The 17,074-nt window shown below is 46.6% G+C and carries 12 protein-coding genes and 1 pseudogene; 11 read left to right on the forward strand and 2 right to left on the reverse strand.

The features are described from left to right. Positions 1–16: 16 nt before the first annotated feature. The 10 genes and pseudogenes from AC1HDJ_RS08040 (at position 17) to AC1HDJ_RS08085 (ending at position 13,789) form a co-directional block, all read left to right on the forward strand. On the forward strand, positions 17–1,207 hold the full coding sequence (locus tag AC1HDJ_RS08040) for a dicarboxylate/amino acid:cation symporter (RefSeq protein ID WP_479534891.1): 1,191 nt from the start codon (positions 17–19) through the stop codon (positions 1,205–1,207). 368 nt (positions 1,208–1,575) lie between these two features. Continuing rightward, a pseudogene (locus tag AC1HDJ_RS08045) lies at positions 1,576–2,493 on the forward strand (L,D-transpeptidase family protein); the annotation flags it as partial. A 535-nt stretch (positions 2,494–3,028) separates the two neighbouring features. Further along, positions 3,029–4,333, forward strand: coding sequence for a trigger factor (gene tig / locus AC1HDJ_RS08050; protein WP_479534893.1), 1,305 nt, complete (start codon positions 3,029–3,031; stop codon positions 4,331–4,333). A gap of 103 nt (positions 4,334–4,436) precedes the next feature. Next, positions 4,437–5,060 (forward strand): ATP-dependent Clp endopeptidase proteolytic subunit ClpP, encoded by a 624-nt coding sequence (clpP, locus tag AC1HDJ_RS08055; RefSeq protein ID WP_479534895.1) that lies wholly within the window; start codon positions 4,437–4,439, stop codon positions 5,058–5,060. Between the two features lie 83 nt (positions 5,061–5,143). Beyond that, positions 5,144–6,418 carry an ATP-dependent protease ATP-binding subunit ClpX gene (gene clpX, locus AC1HDJ_RS08060; RefSeq protein WP_438630947.1) on the forward strand — a complete coding sequence of 425 codons (1,275 nt, stop codon included), beginning with the start codon at positions 5,144–5,146 and terminating at the stop codon, positions 6,416–6,418. Positions 6,419–6,668: 250 nt separating this feature from the next. Beyond that, a complete protein-coding gene (gene lon, locus AC1HDJ_RS08065) occupies positions 6,669–9,026 on the forward strand; it encodes an endopeptidase La (RefSeq protein WP_479534897.1) in 2,358 nt (785 codons plus the stop codon). A gap of 253 nt (positions 9,027–9,279) precedes the next feature. Beyond that, positions 9,280–9,555: a nucleoid-associated protein HU-beta gene (gene hupB / locus AC1HDJ_RS08070; protein WP_438623069.1), complete on the forward strand. Its 276-nt coding sequence runs from the start codon at positions 9,280–9,282 to the stop codon at positions 9,553–9,555. 129 nt (positions 9,556–9,684) lie between these two features. Then, positions 9,685–11,553 carry a peptidylprolyl isomerase gene (gene ppiD, locus AC1HDJ_RS08075; RefSeq protein WP_479534900.1) on the forward strand — a complete coding sequence of 623 codons (1,869 nt, stop codon included), beginning with the start codon at positions 9,685–9,687 and terminating at the stop codon, positions 11,551–11,553. A gap of 227 nt (positions 11,554–11,780) precedes the next feature. After that, the gene (locus tag AC1HDJ_RS08080) at positions 11,781–12,155 is read left to right on the forward strand and encodes a ComEA family DNA-binding protein (RefSeq protein ID WP_479534902.1); all 375 of its coding nucleotides are present in this window, start codon (positions 11,781–11,783) and stop codon (positions 12,153–12,155) included. Between the two features lie 236 nt (positions 12,156–12,391). Then, entirely contained in the window at positions 12,392–13,789 is a 1,398-nt protein-coding gene (locus AC1HDJ_RS08085) for a coniferyl aldehyde dehydrogenase (protein WP_479534904.1), read from the forward strand. A 70-nt stretch (positions 13,790–13,859) separates the two neighbouring features. Here AC1HDJ_RS08085 and queC read toward each other — a convergent pair whose 3' ends face one another. Beyond that, positions 13,860–14,552, reverse strand: a complete 693-nt coding sequence (gene queC / locus AC1HDJ_RS08090; RefSeq protein WP_479534906.1) for a 7-cyano-7-deazaguanine synthase QueC — start codon at positions 14,550–14,552, stop codon at positions 13,860–13,862. 198 nt (positions 14,553–14,750) lie between these two features. On the opposite strand from queC, the gene ydiK reads away from it, so the two are divergent. Beyond that, positions 14,751–15,869, forward strand: a complete 1,119-nt coding sequence (gene ydiK, locus AC1HDJ_RS08095; protein ID WP_479534908.1) for an AI-2E family transporter YdiK — start codon at positions 14,751–14,753, stop codon at positions 15,867–15,869. 108 nt (positions 15,870–15,977) lie between these two features. Here the strand turns inward: ydiK and AC1HDJ_RS08100 are convergent, their stop codons facing one another. Continuing rightward, positions 15,978–17,030, reverse strand: coding sequence for a PLP-dependent cysteine synthase family protein (locus AC1HDJ_RS08100; RefSeq protein ID WP_479534910.1), 1,053 nt, complete (start codon positions 17,028–17,030; stop codon positions 15,978–15,980). Positions 17,031–17,074 lie beyond the last annotated feature (44 nt).

Consider the following 17,074-nt stretch of genomic DNA (forward strand, 5'->3'; position numbering starts at 1 on the left):
ATTAAGAGAGGGAACGATGAAATTAATTTTGCGCCTGCTAGCAGGTATTGCTTTTGGTGTTTTATGTGGTCTTTTTGCACCAGACTTCTTAATCCGAGTACTGATTACCGCTAAGGTATTGATTAGCCAAATGATTGGCTTCACGATACCGTTACTTATTCTGTTTTTTGTTACCAGTGGTATTGCCAGCTTGCCAAAGAACTCAGGTAAGCTACTGGGGAAAACGGTTGGGCTTGCTTATGCCTCTACAGTGGGTGCCGGTTTCCTCGCTTATCTTGCTTCGGTCGAGATCATGCCGACACTGTTAAGCCATGCTGGACAGCTTGCCGAACCCGTTCGCAAGTTAGAGCCGCTGATGACCTTGCAAATTCCGCCGGTAATGGGCGTGATGAGCGCACTGGTGCTGGCTTTTGTTTTTGGTCTGGGCATTGTGGCTACCAGCAGTGCTGAGATGAAAAAATTGAGCGATCAGGGCCGTGATATTATCGAGCTGCTGTTGAGCAAGTTTATGATCCCAGCTCTACCATTTTATATTGCCGGTGTATTTGCGGATATGACCGTACAGGGCACAGTATTTGCCACCCTGAAAACCTTCAGTTTGGTCTTGGTACTGGTAGTGGTACTGCATTGGTTGTGGCTGACATTCCAGTTTATTACTACTGCTGCAATTGTGAAGCGCTCACCGTTAACCCTGCTCAAAACCATGATGCCGGCTTACTTTACCGCGCTGGGTACAATGTCATCTGCGGCAACTCTGCCGGTGACACTGCGTCAGGCTCAGGTGTGTGGTACGAGCAAAAGTATCTCTAACTTTGTTGTTCCCCTGTGTGCAAATATTCACATGGCCGGTTCAGCAATCAGTATTGTTACCGTAGCCTGTGCGGTGATGCTGATGAATGGCTACGCACATATCCCGAGTTTTACCGAAATGCTGCCGTTTATCATGATGCTGGGAATTACCATGGTGGCCGCACCGGGCGCACCGGGTGGCGCTGTGATGGCCGCACTTGGATTACTGGGCACTATGCTAGGCTTTAGCGAAGCGATGCTGGGCCTGCAAATTGCCTTGCACTTGGCACAAGATGGGTTTGGTACGGCCTGTAACGTCACAGGTGATGGCGCTTTGGCAATGTGTGTTGACAAAATGGCAGAGAATGACGGTATTGTGGCCGAAGAAACCCCTGTTGTGGCTGATGAGATAGCTTAAACCTGATGCTCATACGGGTGATCAAGTAACCCGTGGCAAAATAAAAAAGAGGTCAGCATATCTGGCCTCTTTTTTGTTTTTAGGCGCTAGCTCTCTCTATTTTGCGGAAGGTTTTGCGAGCCATTTTGCAAAAATAGGGTATTCACTTCACAGTAAAAAATTTTTATATAAAAAAGTTTATTGTTAGCTGAATACATTATTTAATATAGCGCTTGATGTTGTCATATTCAGTACACAATGTGCTTTTTTTTCAGCCATTGATACTGGCAATGGCATTACTTTACTGTCTATTTCGCACTGGCCATTCTGAATGATCGTATCACTATGATCGGATTAAAGAATGAATCTATGCTCTTTTGGGGTCATTAATGAAAGCTGTTCGTCTACTTGCCGGCTTGCTGGTGTCTGCGCTGGCAATGGCTGCCGTGCCACATGCACTGGCTGCATCTTATCCGCTGCCTCCTGTTGGTAGCCGTTTAATCGGTACTGAAGAGATCTACACTGTACCCGGAAATGGTGAGTCATTAGAAACCATTGCGGCCCGTTATCAGGTCGGTTTAATCGCCATGTTAGAAGCGAACCCGACAGTTGATCCGTTCCTGCCGCAAACCGGTATGGAGCTGCGCATTCCAACAACTATGCTACTGCCTGAAACACCGCGTGAAGGGATAGTGCTCAATCTGGCCGAGCTGCGTCTCTATTATTACCCGAAAGGCAGCAATGTTGTCGAAGTGTACCCCATCGGTATTGGCCGTGTAGGGCGCTCTACACCCACTATGGTTACCACCATTATCTCTAAGCGTGCTAACCCGACATGGACACCAACGGCAAATACCCGTAAAGAGTATGCAGCTCAAGGTATCTCACTGCCCGCAGTTGTACCGGCAGGGCCGGAAAACCCAATGGGGTTATTTGCACTGCGTTTGGCAAAAGGCAATGGCGAGTATCTGATTCATGGTACTAACGCAAACTTCGGTATTGGCATGCGCGTTAGTGCCGGATGTATCCGTTTACGCCCTGATGATATTGAAGCGCTGTTTGATAAAGTGCCAGTAGGTACGCGGGTACAAATCGTCAACGATCCTATCAAAGTCTCAGTAGAACCTGATGGCAAGCGCTATATGGAAGTGCATCAGCCGCTGTCAAAAAATGATAACGATGATCCACAAACTATGGTGATCCCATTTAGCGCATCGGTACAAAGCTTTATTTTAGATGCTAAAACTGACAATGTTGCAGCAGAAAAAGAGGTTGCGCGCCGTTCAGGTTTACCGCTAGATGTTACTGCGCCAAGCGAACCGCAATAATTGTGCGCGTTAGATGTTAGGATCATCAGATGTTAGTAGCATCACCGTTTAACGCTACTGCCAACCATTATTTATGGGTGTAGATTTGTAGGTATAGTGAGCGTTATCGGTTGATTCGACACTGGGTTAACCCCAAACAAAAGCTGCTATGGCCATGTGCTAAGCAGCTTTTATTATTTATAGCGCATTTTTTGCTTTTATATTTCTCATTGATTGGCCTGATAATTATACGATTTATCACGCAAAAGAATCATCTGATGCCCTTGCACACGCTTTAACCAGCCAATGTTGCCGGAAAATTGAGCGCAAACACACCTCAGACCTTCTGTTAACTCGACTCCCCCTGATACCACCGCTATAATGCCTCGTCTACTTTTCCATACTGTACTCGGGACATTCCGATAACAGAAATATATCGGTTGTGTTCGGTAACTGATACAGCGTGTTATTTTCGTGCTACACGGAAGTGAGCAGCTCATCATACCGAGCACTGAGGATTTTTTTGAGGTAAAAGATGCACGTTTCCGTTGAGACAACTCAAGGCCTTGAGCGCCGCATGACCATCACCGTAGCGGCTGACGCTATTGAAACCGCCGTTCGTAACGAACTGCAGCGTATGGCTAAAAATGTACGTGTAGATGGCTTCCGTAAAGGTAAAGTTCCAATGAGCCTGGTTGCCAAGCGTTATGGCCAGTCTGTACGTCAAGATGTTGTTGGTGAAGTTATGCAACGCAACTTCATTGACGCTATTATCAAAGAGAAGATCAATCCAGCTGGCGCACCTACTTTTACCCCAAGTGAAATGGTAGAAGGTCAGGATTTCTCTTTTGCAGTAACATTTGAAGTGTACCCAGAAATCACCCTGCAGGGTCTGGATACCATCGCTGTAGAGAAGCCAGTTGTTGAAGTGACTGACGCTGACGTTGAAAACATGATCGACGTACTGCGTAAGCAGCAAGCAACTTGGAAAGCAGCAGATCGCGCAGCAGAAGCTGAAGACCGCGTAACTGTTGACTTTACCGGCTCTGTAGATGGCGAAGTGTTCGAAGGCGGCAAGGCCACTGACTTTGCGCTGGCAATGGGCCAAGGCCGTATGATCCCTGGTTTTGAAGAGGGTATCGTTGGTCACAAAGCGGGCGAAGAGTTCACTATCGAAGTGACTTTCCCAGCTGAATACCATGCAGAAAACCTGAAAGGTAAAGCAGCTCAGTTTGCTATCGTATTGAAGCAAGTTGAAGAGCGCGAGCTGCCAGAACTGACTGCTGAATTCGTACAACGTTTTGGCGTTGCTGATGGTTCAATTGATGGCCTGAAAGCTGAAATCCGCAAAAACATGACCCGTGAACTGAGCACCGCAGTGAAAACCCGCGTGAAAACTCAAGTTCTTGACGGTCTGCTAGCGGCAAATGAGTTTGATATCCCAACTCCGCTGATCGACGGCGAAATTGACGTACTGCGTCAGCAAGCTGCACAGCGTTTTGGCGCACAAGGCAACAAAGCGTTTGAACTGCCACGTGAGTTGTTCGAAGAACAAGCTCGTCGTCGCGTACAAATCGGCTTGCTGCTGGGTGAAGTTATCAAAACCAGCGAAATGAAAGCAGACGACGCACGTGTAAATGCACTGATTGAAGACATGGCTTCTGCGTACGAAGATCCATCTGAAGTTGTTGCATATTACGCGAAAAATGAAGAACTGATGAACAACATGCGTAATGTTGCTCTGGAAGAACAAGCGATTGATGCTGTTCTGGCGAAAGCAAATGTCACTGAAAAATCAGCGACCTTTGATGAGCTGATGAACCAAGCACCGGCAGCCTAAGTGCTATGAGCCGACCTAAGTATTTGACTTAATTCCGGCTCTTCTGCTATCTATGGCTCGGGTGAAGCATCACTCGGGCCATTTTTCTATTGGGGAGAAGACAATGTCATACAACGCAAAACAGGATGATTTCACCACCCGTATGGCCTTGGTGCCAATGGTCGTTGAACAGACATCGCGTGGTGAGCGATCTTATGATATCTATTCCCGCCTGCTAAAAGAGCGTGTCATCTTTTTGACCGGGCAGGTAGAGGATCACATGGCGAACCTAATCGTCGCCCAGCTGTTATTCCTTGAATCAGAGAATCCTGAGAAAGATATCTATTTATACATCAACTCACCGGGTGGTTCAGTTACCGCAGGGATGTCTATTTATGACACCATGCAGTTCATCAAACCTAATGTCAGCACCGTATGTATGGGGCAAGCTTGCTCAATGGGCGCGTTCTTACTTGCTGGTGGCGCGAAGGGCAAACGCTTTTGTTTACCGAATGGTCGGGTTATGATTCACCAGCCATTGGGCGGTTTCCAGGGGCAAGCGTCTGACATTCAGATTCATGCACAAGAGATCCTGAAAACGAAACTGAAACTGAATGAAACGTTGGCATTCCATACCGGCCAGCCACTGGAAAAAATCGAGCGCGATACTGACCGCGATAATTTCATGTCTGCTCAGGAAGCGGTGGAATACGGTCTGGTTGATGCAGTACTCAGCCATCGCGAGTAATAGCGGCAAATTCCGGAAGCTGATATACACTCAACATTAGGTCTATCAGGTTCCGGGGCTGAGCCCTGATAAGAGGTTTACGAATGACAGATAAGCGCAAAGACGGGTCTGGCAAACTGTTGTATTGCTCCTTTTGCGGCAAGAGCCAGCATGAGGTACGCAAGCTGATTGCAGGGCCGTCGGTGTATGTCTGCGATGAATGTGTCGATCTGTGTAACGACATCATCCGCGAAGAGATCAAAGAGCTGTCTCCACGTCGTGATCGCAGTGCATTACCAACACCACATGAAATCCGTAATCATCTTAACGATTACGTGATTGGCCAAGATCATGCCAAAAAAGTATTGGCAGTAGCCGTATATAACCACTATAAGCGGTTACGTAACGGTGACACCAACAACGGCGTGGAATTGGGTAAAAGTAATATCCTGCTGATTGGCCCAACCGGTAGTGGTAAAACATTACTGGCCGAAACACTGGCTCGCCTGCTTGATGTGCCATTTACAATGGCCGATGCTACCACATTAACCGAAGCGGGTTATGTGGGTGAAGATGTTGAAAACATCATTCAAAAGCTGCTGCAAAAGTGTGACTATGATGTCTCCAAAGCACAGCGCGGTATCGTCTACATTGATGAAATTGATAAAATTTCACGCAAATCAGATAACCCGTCAATCACCCGTGATGTTTCCGGTGAAGGTGTCCAGCAGGCATTGCTGAAACTGATTGAAGGAACTGTTGCCGCTGTGCCTCCGCAAGGTGGCCGTAAGCACCCACAACAAGAGTTTTTGCAGGTTGACACCTCAAAAATTCTGTTTATCTGCGGCGGTGCATTTGCCGGTTTGGATAAAGTGGTTGAGCAGCGCCTTAACACCGGTACCGGCATTGGTTTTGGTGCGCAGGTGAAAGGCAAAGATGATAAGTTTGGCCTGAGTGAACTTTTCACCCAAGTTGAGCCTGAAGATCTGATCAAATTTGGTTTGATCCCAGAGTTTATTGGTCGTCTGCCGGTTGTCGCAACATTAACCGAGCTTGATGAAGCGGCACTGATTCAGATCTTGCAAGAGCCGAAGAACGCGCTGACCAAGCAGTTCCAAGCCCTGTTTGATCTTGAAGGCGTGCAGCTTGAGTTCCAAGAAGATGCCCTGATTGCCATTGCCAAAAAAGCACTGGCCCGTAAGACAGGTGCTCGCGGATTGCGCTCAATCGTAGAAGCTGTATTGCTTGATACCATGTATGACTTACCTTCTTTAGAAGGCGTGGAAAAAGTGATTGTTAATGAAGCTGTCATTAACAATACTGCTGCACCTACCTTGATCTACGCAAAGCCAGAAGCACAAGCCTCTAACGCCGATTAATGTATGGTTAACCCCTATTTTTGTCGCTCTGTTGTCAGCAAGACAAAACGGGACTTGACAAAAAGTGCCGGTTAGCCGAACGTAAATACAGGCAACGCATTGACAAAGGGAAGGGAAACCTTCCCTTTTTCTTTGCCCTTCTTTTTTCTTTGGGAAGTTATCTGCTTAGCTGTTGAATCCTATTTTTCTGACCCCATATATTCAGATAACAATTATATTTGGCGGAAGCTAAGTCTTAAGAGAGAGTTCTATGAACCTGGAGCGTTCCGAGCGAATTGATATTCCTGTATTGCCTCTGCGTGATGTTGTGGTCTATCCGCACATGGTTATCCCACTGTTCGTGGGGCGAGAAAAATCCATTCGCTGCCTAGAAGCGGCAATGGAGCAGGATAAACAAATCCTATTAGTGGCACAAAAAGATGCCGCAACCGATGAGCCTGTAGCCGCTGATTTGCACCAAATTGGTACTGTTGCCACTATTTTACAAATGCTGAAACTGCCTGATGGCACGGTTAAAGTTTTAGTAGAAGGGCAGCAGCGCGCAAAAATCATCCTTCTGGCCGACAGTGACGAATTCTTCTCTGCTCAAGCTGAATTCTTAACCACCACAGTGGCAGATGATACCGAGCAAGATGTACGCGTTCGTACTGTGATTACTCAGTTTGAAGGTTACATTAAGCTAAATAAAAAGATCCCACCAGAAGTGCTCACTTCATTGGCTGGAATTGATGATCCTGCACGCTTGGCTGATACCATTGCTGCACACATGTCATTGAAAATAAAAGATAAGCAAACAGTATTAGAGATGACCAATGTCTCTGAGCGTCTTGAGTATCTGATGGCAATGATGGAATCAGAAATCGATCTGCTGCAAGTTGAAAAGCGCATTCGTAACCGCGTTAAAAAGCAGATGGAAAAAAGCCAGCGTGAGTACTATCTGAATGAGCAAATGAAGGCTATTCAGAAAGAACTCGGCGAAATGGATGATGTTCCCGATGAGTTCGAAGGCTTAAAACAGAAAATTGAAGCGGCAAAAATGCCGAAAGAAGCGCGTGAGAAAACGGAAGCTGAACTGCAAAAATTAAAAATGATGTCACCGATGTCAGCAGAAGCAACTGTAGTGCGTGGCTATATTGATTGGATGCTGCAAGTGCCTTGGCATCAGCGCAGCAAAGTGAAAAAAGATATCGCTAAAGCGCAAGAGATCCTTGATCAAGATCACTATGGTTTAGATCGCGTCAAAGAGCGTATTTTGGAATATCTGGCAGTACAAAGCCGTATTAACAAAATTAAAGGCCCGATCCTGTGTCTGGTTGGCCCACCGGGTGTGGGTAAAACGTCACTGGGGCAATCTATTGCACAGGCGACGGGGCGTAAATATGTCCGTATGGCATTGGGCGGCGTGCGTGATGAAGCCGAGATCCGAGGCCATCGCCGTACTTATATCGGCTCAATGCCAGGTAAATTGATCCAAAAAATGGCGAAAGTGGGCGTTAAAAACCCATTGTTCTTGCTCGATGAGATCGACAAGATGGCATCTGATATGCGCGGAGATCCCGCATCAGCATTGTTAGAGGTACTTGATCCTGAGCAGAACGTAGCGTTTAACGATCATTACCTTGAAGTTGACTATGACCTGTCGGATGTGATGTTCGTGGCAACCTCGAACTCAATGAATATCCCCGGCCCACTGCTTGACCGTATGGAAGTGATCCGTCTTTCCGGTTATACCGAAGATGAGAAGCTGAATATCGCAAAACGCTATTTGCTTTCGAAGCAAATCGAGCGTAATGCGCTGAAAGGCAATGAGCTGACTGTTGATGACAGCGCATTAATTAGCATTATTCGTTACTACACTCGTGAAGCGGGCGTGCGTAGCCTAGAGCGTGAAATCTCTAAACTATGCCGCAAAGCCGTGAAAAACTTGCTGCTCGATAAATCACTCAAGAGCATTACGATTAACGCTGAAAACCTCAAAGAGTACCTTGGTGTACAGCGTTATGATTATGGTAAGAGTGATGGTGAAAATCACATCGGTGAAGTTACCGGTTTGGCGTGGACAGAAGTGGGTGGTGATCTGCTGACCATTGAAACCGCATCTGTTCCGGGTAAAGGTAAGCTGACCTATACCGGTTCACTCGGTGAAGTGATGCAAGAGTCTATTCAAGCGGCAATGACAGTGGTTCGTGCACGTGCTGAAAAACTCGGGATTAATAGCGATTTTTATGAAAAACGCGATATCCATGTGCATGTGCCGGAAGGGGCTACTCCTAAAGATGGGCCGAGTGCGGGTATTGCAATGTGTACTGCGCTGGTCTCATGCCTGACCGGTAATCCGGTACGCGCTGATGTTGCCATGACGGGTGAAATTACCTTACGTGGTCAGGTGTTACCGATTGGTGGCCTTAAAGAGAAGCTGCTCGCGGCACACCGTGGTGGCATCAAAGTGGTACTGATTCCGGAAGAGAATCGCCGTGATCTGGAAGAGATCCCTGACAATGTTATTGCTGATTTGCAGATTCATCCAGTCAGTAAAATTGATCAGGTCTTGAGCATTGCCTTAGAAAACAGCCCGTTTGGGGTTGATTTCCCAACAGCAAAAGCGTGATCTATAGCAAGAAGCGCTGAGAAATACAGACTGGTTTGGTTTTCTGACCTTGCCAGTCTTTTTTTGCGCAGTTACCGTAGCCAGCAACGTAACAAGGTTAAAGCTGTTAATCCCTTGTGTTACGTGGCTTGTAACTTAAACAACCCAGCGTTTGCGCTGCTTGCCAAGGCTGGGTAAGACTGATATAAAAGCGCCATCGTGACCCTAAAGGATAGTGTCGGGCATGATATGAGATTCTTAGAGGGGATGAAGAGTGAATAAATCTCAACTGATTGACAAAATTGCAACTGATGCAGATATTTCAAAAGCGGCTGCTGGCCGTGCGCTAGATGCATTCATTGATTCTGTAACTGATACACTGAAATCAGGTGATCAAGTTGCATTGGTGGGTTTTGGTACTTTTGCTGTGCGTGAACGCGCTGCGCGCACTGGCCGTAATCCACAAACCGGTAAAGAGATTGCTATTGAAGCCGCGAAAGTACCGGGTTTTCGCTCGGGTAAAACGCTTAAAGATGCGGTAAATAGCTAATCACAGATAACCTGTGCAAAATGTTGCTGCGTCTACAATAATCAACATTTTGTTATGATTGCAAGGCGCATCATTTGATGCGCTTTTTTTCTTATTTGACAGCGTAACAAGACGGAGCATTGTCAACTCATGATGGACAAATTGCGCGAAGCGCAACATAGCATCGCTCTCAAAGTTGTGCTCGGTATCATTATTCTGTCGTTCGTACTGACCGGCGTTCAAGGATTCCTCAGCGCGAATAGCAACTATGTTGCTAAAGTCGATGGACAAGAGATCACTCGCCAGCAGTTCGAGCAGGCGTTCCAAACAGAGCGCACCAACTTACAACAGCGTATGGGTGATAACTTTAATACGCTGGCAGCTGACCCTAATTACCTGACTATGCTGCGTAAAGAGGTATTAAACCGCCTGATTGATGATGTATTGCTAAATCAATATGCCAAATCACTCGATTTGCGTGTTAGCGATGATCAAATCAAGCAGGGCATTGTGACTATGCCTGAATTCCAGAAAGAGGGGCGTTTTGATAACGCACAATATCTGGATTTGATTCAGCGTGCAGGTTTTACACCTGATGCGTTCAGTGAATATATGCGCCAGCAAATGGTTCGCCAGCAACTATTGTCGGCGTTTACCGGCAGTGATTTTGTGTTGCCAAAAGAGAGTGACCAGACATTTGCACTGCTGACACAAGAGCGTGATGTCCGCTTAGCTACTATTGCAGTACAACCGCTTGAAGCAGCGCAATCAGTGACCGAGCAAGAGCTGAAAGACTATTACGAGAAGAACCCAACTCGTTTTATGTCTCCAGAACAAGCGAAAGTGCGTTACGTTGAAATTAACGCTTCTGAGCTGCAAAAAGCGGTAAAAGTGGATGATGCAACCATCAGCCAGTATTACCAAGAGAACAAAGCCCGTTTTAGCCAGCCTGAGCGTCGTAAGTTGAGCCATATTCTGGTGAGTAATGAGAAAGCGGCACAAGCTATCGAAGCTGAGCTGAAAAAAGGGGCTGACTTTGCCACTCTGGCAAAAGACAAATCAGAAGATAAGTTCTCTGGCCGTAAAGGTGGTGAGCTGGGTTGGACAGACAAGGGGGTCATGGATCCTGCCTTCGATCAGGCTGCATTTGCTCTGACAGCTAAAGGTGATGTTTCGGCTATCGTGAAAACCCAGTTTGGTTATCATGTGATCCGTTTAGATGATATTCAACCGGAACAAGTTCGCCCGCTGTCAGAAGTGCGTGACGATGTTGCCAAGCAGCTGCGTCAAACCACGGCAATGAATGAGTTCTACGCTCTGCAACAAAAAGCCAGTGATAAAGCCTTTGAAAATCCGGATTCATTGGATGATGTTGAAGCGGCTACCGGCGTGAAGATTCAGGAAACCGGTTTGTTTGATGAGAAAAACGTACCGACAGCACTGAATTACCCTGATGTTGTAAAGGCTATTTTTAGTGATGATCTGATCAACGGTAATGCAAACTCAGACGTTATCTCGGTGGATGACGAGCACGCTTTTGTTATTCGAGTAGTTGAGCATAAAAACGAAGCGCGTAAGCCATTTGCTGATGTTAGCGCTGAAATTACTGCGTTGCTAAAACGTCAGAAAGCTGAAGCAGTTGCTCGTGCAGAGGGTGATAAGTTGCTGACTGCGCTGAAAGCTGGTAAAGGTGATGAAGCGTTAAAAGCGGTTTCTGTTGAGTTTGGTCAATCTCAAACGTTACAACGTAACGCGCCGGATCAGCAATTAGCCACCGTTGTTTTCAATTTGGCAAAACCACAAGACAATAAACCTGTGTATGGCGTAAGCCAAGACAATAAAGGTGATGTTGTCGTGGTTGAACTGTTGAAAGTAAAGAGTGAAAATAATCCGGAAATGGCCAAAATGTTTGCCCAGCAGCAGCTAAATGGTGAAATGAATACCACCTTTATGGCAATGTTGGCGAGCTTACGTGCGAATACCGAGATTAAATACGGTGATTTAGCAAACGTAGAATAATATTCCGCTACTGCTGCAATTCACTGCAACAACAAAAAGCCGCTTTTGCGGCTTTTTGCTTTTTGGTAAACCGCAGATAGACTCTTTTTTTCTGAGCAGGCAGAGTTTTCGCTCAATGGGCTGCGTTGTTCACGGAATAAAAGAGGGAGTGCACTGTGTGCCAAAAAAACATATATCAAAAAATATCTAGCCAAGTTAAACGCTTATCATGCGGTTTCTTGTGTTTTATGCTCTGTTATTTCTCGGTAAATACCGAACTGTATGCGCAAACTGAACGTTATATTATCAACGGTATCCCGATTGAAAATATTGAACAGGATAAAAGCCGCAGTGCAATTTCAAGCTCACCGACAACCTCCGCGGGGAAAACGTCTGTAACTAAACAGACGGAGTCTGCGGAAAAATCAGAGCAGGTTAATATTAATACGGCAACCGCCGATGAGCTTGACCGTGTGTTAGTGGGTATTGGCAAAAATAAAGCGCAAGCGATAGTGGATCACCGCACAAAAAACGGCACATTTTTACGTATTGAGCAGCTAACGGATGTCAAAGGTATCGGGGAAGGTTTGCTGAAAAAAAACTTGTCACGTATTTTAATTTAGCACTGTAGCTTGTGTGGCATCTGGTGGTATCAAAATGTAGAGGATTGAAATTAAGGGGCTGTTATGCAGACACTCTGAGTTTTGCAATACTCTGCTGAGTTTGTTACCAGTGCAGCATAGCCACAGACGCTCTTATTATGGCAAAGTAACACCTATCCTGCGTTTTGCAGGTCGCCCGAATGCATGCGTGTTATTGATACACTGTATTGTCATACCAAGCCAAAGGAGTCAGGTTCATGAGTGCCGCACAACTCGCATTTAACCGAGTCAAAGAGGCCTTTGATATCAATTCAAACCCCGATATATCAATGCGCAGGCATTGGCTATTACAGCTTCGCGGGGCACTGAAACAACATGAACATGATCTGATTAGCGCAATGGATAAAGACTTCGCTGGCCGCTCAGAGATGGAGAGCCGCATGGCAGATTTAATGCCATGTTATGCGTTATTGCGCTATACCTTGAAAAACCTGTCTGGCTGGATGAAACCGGAGAAACGACCGGTTGATCTGGTATTCCGGCCGGGAAAAGCGTGGGTTGAGTATCAGCCGGTGGGTGTGGTGGGAATCATTGCCCCATGGAATTATCCGGTGAATTTAGCGTTACTGCCGCTGATTACGGCGTTGGCTGCTGGTAACCGTGTATTGCTCAAATTATCAGAATATACCCCGGAAACTAACCGTGTACTGAATAAATTACTGACGGATGCTTTTAGCCATGAGGAGGTCGGCGTTATTCATGGTGGTGCTAGTGTGGGGGCTGAGTTTTCCCGTTTACCGTTTAACCATATTGTGTTTACCGGCTCATCGGCTATCGGGCGCAAAGTAATGCGTGCAGCGGCTGAAAATTTAACCCCAGTAACCTTAGAGTTGGGGGGGAAAAGCCCAGTATTGGTCGCTCCTGACAGTGATGCCACTCAAATTGCCCGTACTATTATCTTTGGAAAATCACTCAATGCGGGGCAAACCTGCATCGCGCCTGATTATCTGATGTGTGCACAGGTACAGCAAGAGCCGTTAATTGAGGGGATGCGAAATGCGTTCGCACAGCAATACCCTAATGCGCTAGATAACAGTGCCTATACCTCGATCATCAATGTACAGCATTTTCAGCGGTTAATTCATTTATTGGACGATGCAAAAAAGCAGGGTGCAACGGTTATTCCGTTACAGCAACCGGCGATTGATGAAAGTCGTCGGCGTATCGTGCCGCATATTATCACTGGTGTCACAGACGATATGCTGATTATGCAAGAAGAGATCTTCGGGCCACTGTTGCCGATTAAAACCTATGATGTTATTGGCTCTGCACTGCGCTATATCCATCGTCGGCCAAAGCCTTTGGCGTTGTATCTGATGACATCAGAGCCATTTGTGATAGAGATGTGTACCAAGCAGGTTCACTCGGGGGGCTTGTGTATCAATGAAACGATGCTGCATGCTGCAGTTGATAGTTTACCTTTTGGCGGGATAGGGGCCTCAGGTGTTGGTTGTTATCATGGGCCGGAAGGGTTTAAAGAGTTATCACATCCTAAAGCGGTGTTGCAGTATAAAAGGGTCAATTTTAACTCACTGATTCAACCGCCTTACCGCTGGTGGCACCGTTTGGCCGTGCGCTGGTTATCTCGTAAATAGCGGGGATATCCCCGCTGGTACGATAGAGCGCAAATACTCGCTGATAATACTGTGTGACACCAAGGGTGTTTTAATCACCTAATCGGGTTTTTTGTAGCATACTGTGCATAACCACCGGTGGGTTATCTAAATACTCTTGTAAGCCCCGTGCACGTAAGTGGCATGCTGCGCACTCACCACAGCCATCTCCGGCAATAGCGTTATAGCAGGTAAGTGTATTTTTCCGCACCCAGGATAAGCGACCATAATGGTCTGCCAATGCCCATGTTTCAGCTTTATTTAGCCACATCAGCGGAGTATCAAACTGCACATCACGGCCCATGCCTAGTGTAATGGCATGGTTGAGTGCCCGTACAAACTCATCGCGGCAATCAGGATAACCTGAGAAGTCTGTTTCACAGACTCCGGTAATCACATTTTTAGCGCCGATTTGATAAGCATAGATAGAGGCTAGTGTCAGGAACAAAATATTTCGCCCCGGAACGAAGGTATTGGGTACTCCGTCAGTGCATTCGGTGGGGACGGGAATGTTATCGCGGGTTAGGCTGCTGATAGCCAGCTCGTTGAGCAGAGTTACATCCATCACTTTATGGGCGGTAACCCCTAACTCTGCGGCTAATTGTCGGGCGATATCAATTTCAGCACGATGGCGCTGACCGTAATCAAAGGTAATACAGTGAACTTCATCATAAATTGAGAGAGCCTGAATTAGACAAGTGGTAGAATCTTGTCCGCCACTGAATACAACAACTGCTTTTGACATGAGATTAACTTCTATACTTATGGCTGGTGGCGGCTAATAACTAAACATTAAATCGCGCACGCTGTGAAAATTCATGCAGATAAGCATAGAGAAAAGGTGTAAGTTGTGCACGCGCTAAATCATGTCATCATTTTAATGTGCCTCGATGCGGGGTATCTATCGAATTGTTATTATTAAGATTTTTTATAAAGGCTTTCTATGTCGAGTGAACCCATTACGCCAAGTAAACCTGTTGCGCTGAACAAGCTTGCCACACTCAATAAACCGATCCGTGCAGATTTGGCCGGTACAGTTTTAAGCGTGCTGTTTATTGGCATCTTAATTATTGCTGCCTTTTGGGTTGTGAACCCGTTTTTGCCCGCGCTAGTCTGGGCAACCATGATAGTGATTGCTACATGGCCTATTTTGCTGTTTTTCCAGAAAATGCTGTGGGGCAAGCGAGGGTTAGCCACGTTTGTGATGACCACCGCACTGCTGTTGCTGTTTGTTATCCCTATTCTGCTGGCTATTAGTACCATGATAGAGAATGCGCCTGCGTTAATCGCATGGAGTGGCAAGCTCTCTTCACTGGATATTCCGGTATTAGATAATCTGAGTAAGATCCCGTGGGTAGGGCCAAAACTGGCTGAAACCTGGGTACAAATTCAAGCAAGTGGTGGTAAAGCACTGCTGAGCAAGCTAACACCGTATATCGGTAAAAGTCTGAGCTGGATTGCCTCACAAGCAGGCAACTTAGGCATGCTTGTGGTTCACTTTATCATTACTGTGGTGATCTGTGGTCTGCTGTATAGCTCGGGTGAAATAGCGGCTAAAGGGCTACGCCGTTTTACCTGCCGTTTGGCAGGTGAACGGGGTGATACTGCGGTGATTTTGGCATCGCAGGCGATTCGTGCTGTGGCGTTGGGGGTTGTGGTTACCGCGCTGGTTCAATCCGCTTTAGCCGGTGTAGGGCTGTTTATTGCCGGTGTTCCTTACGCTATGGTGCTGACCGTGCTGATGTTTTTACTGGGCATTGCTCAGTTAGGCCCAGCATTAGTGCTGTTTCCTGCTGTCGCGTGGATTTACTGGAGTGGTGATAATACGTGGGGTACGTTCCTACTGGTATGGTCACTGCTGGTTGGCAGCATGGATAACTTTATGCGCCCGATGCTGATTAAACGCGGTGCTGACTTACCTCTGATGCTGATCTTGACCGGTGTTATTGGTGGTTTGCTGGCGTTTGGTATTATCGGCTTGTTTATCGGCCCTGTTGTGTTGGCAGTGGCTTATACGCTGCTGGTGGCATGGATTAAAGAGGGTGAGCAATCGGCGCAGTGATAAAATCGCGCGGTTATTTATAAAGACAAAGTAGAAATAAAAAGCAAAAAGCGATTTTCCGTTGTTAAATAGCTGGAAAATCGCTTTTTTATTTGTTTGTGTCTCGGTTTAGGCCTGCTGTAATTGCTGAAGCTGTTGCAGATAAGGTGAGATATCGCCTAGCGTGCCACGTATCCATGCCGGGTCATAATACGTATCAAGGTAACGTTCACCGCTGTCACACAACAGGGTTACAATTGAGCCTTGCTCGTGGTTTGCCCGCATGCGTTGTGCTAGTTGCAGTGCTCCCCAGACATTGGTGCCGGTTGATGCACCAACTTTCCGCCCCACTATTTTTTCCAGCCAGTGAATGGTGGCGATACTGGCCAGATCAGGCACTTGCATCATTTCATCAATCACACCGCAAATAAAAGAGGGCTCGGCACGCGGGCGGCCAATACCTTCAATTTTACTGCCACATCCGCAGGTCAGATCGCGATCATTACGGGTATAGCAATCAAAAAAGACAGAATTTTCAGGGTCAACAACCAGCAGTTCAGTCGGGTGTGATTTATAACGAATATAGCGGCCAATGGTTGCCGATGTACCGCCTGTTCCGGCACTCATTACTACATAGCGTGGAATCGGGTGCGGTTCAAGCTCCATCTGGCGGAAAATGCTATTGGCGATATTGTTATTTCCACGCCAGTCGGTAGCGCGTTCAGCATAGGTGAACTGATCCATATAATGGCCGCTCAGTTTTTTTGCTAGATGTTCTGATTCGGCGTAAATTTCTGATGAGTGATCAACAAAGTGGCACTTTCCGCCGTAGAACTCAATTTGAGCAATTTTTGTTTTCGCGGTGGTACGCGGCATAACAGCAATAAAGGGTAAACCCAATAAACGGGCAAAATAGGCTTCGGAAATAGCCGTGCTGCCTGATGATGCCTCGATAATTGGCGTGCCTTCTTTAATCCAGCCATTACATAAGCCGTACAGAAACAGTGAACGGGCTAAGCGGTGTTTTAAGCTGCCGGTAGGGTGGGTGCTCTCATCCTTTAAATAAAGATCGATACCCGGAAAACCCGGTAGCGGGAGTTTTATCAGATGTGTATCAGCTGAGCGTTGAAAATCAGCTTCAATCGCATGAATGGCACGGTTAACCCAAGATCGAGATGGCATATGTCAGCGTCCAGTACGGTTTTTTATTATCCTACCTAGCTGCG

The sequence above is a fragment of the Plesiomonas sp. ISS29 genome, from assembly GCF_056522795.1.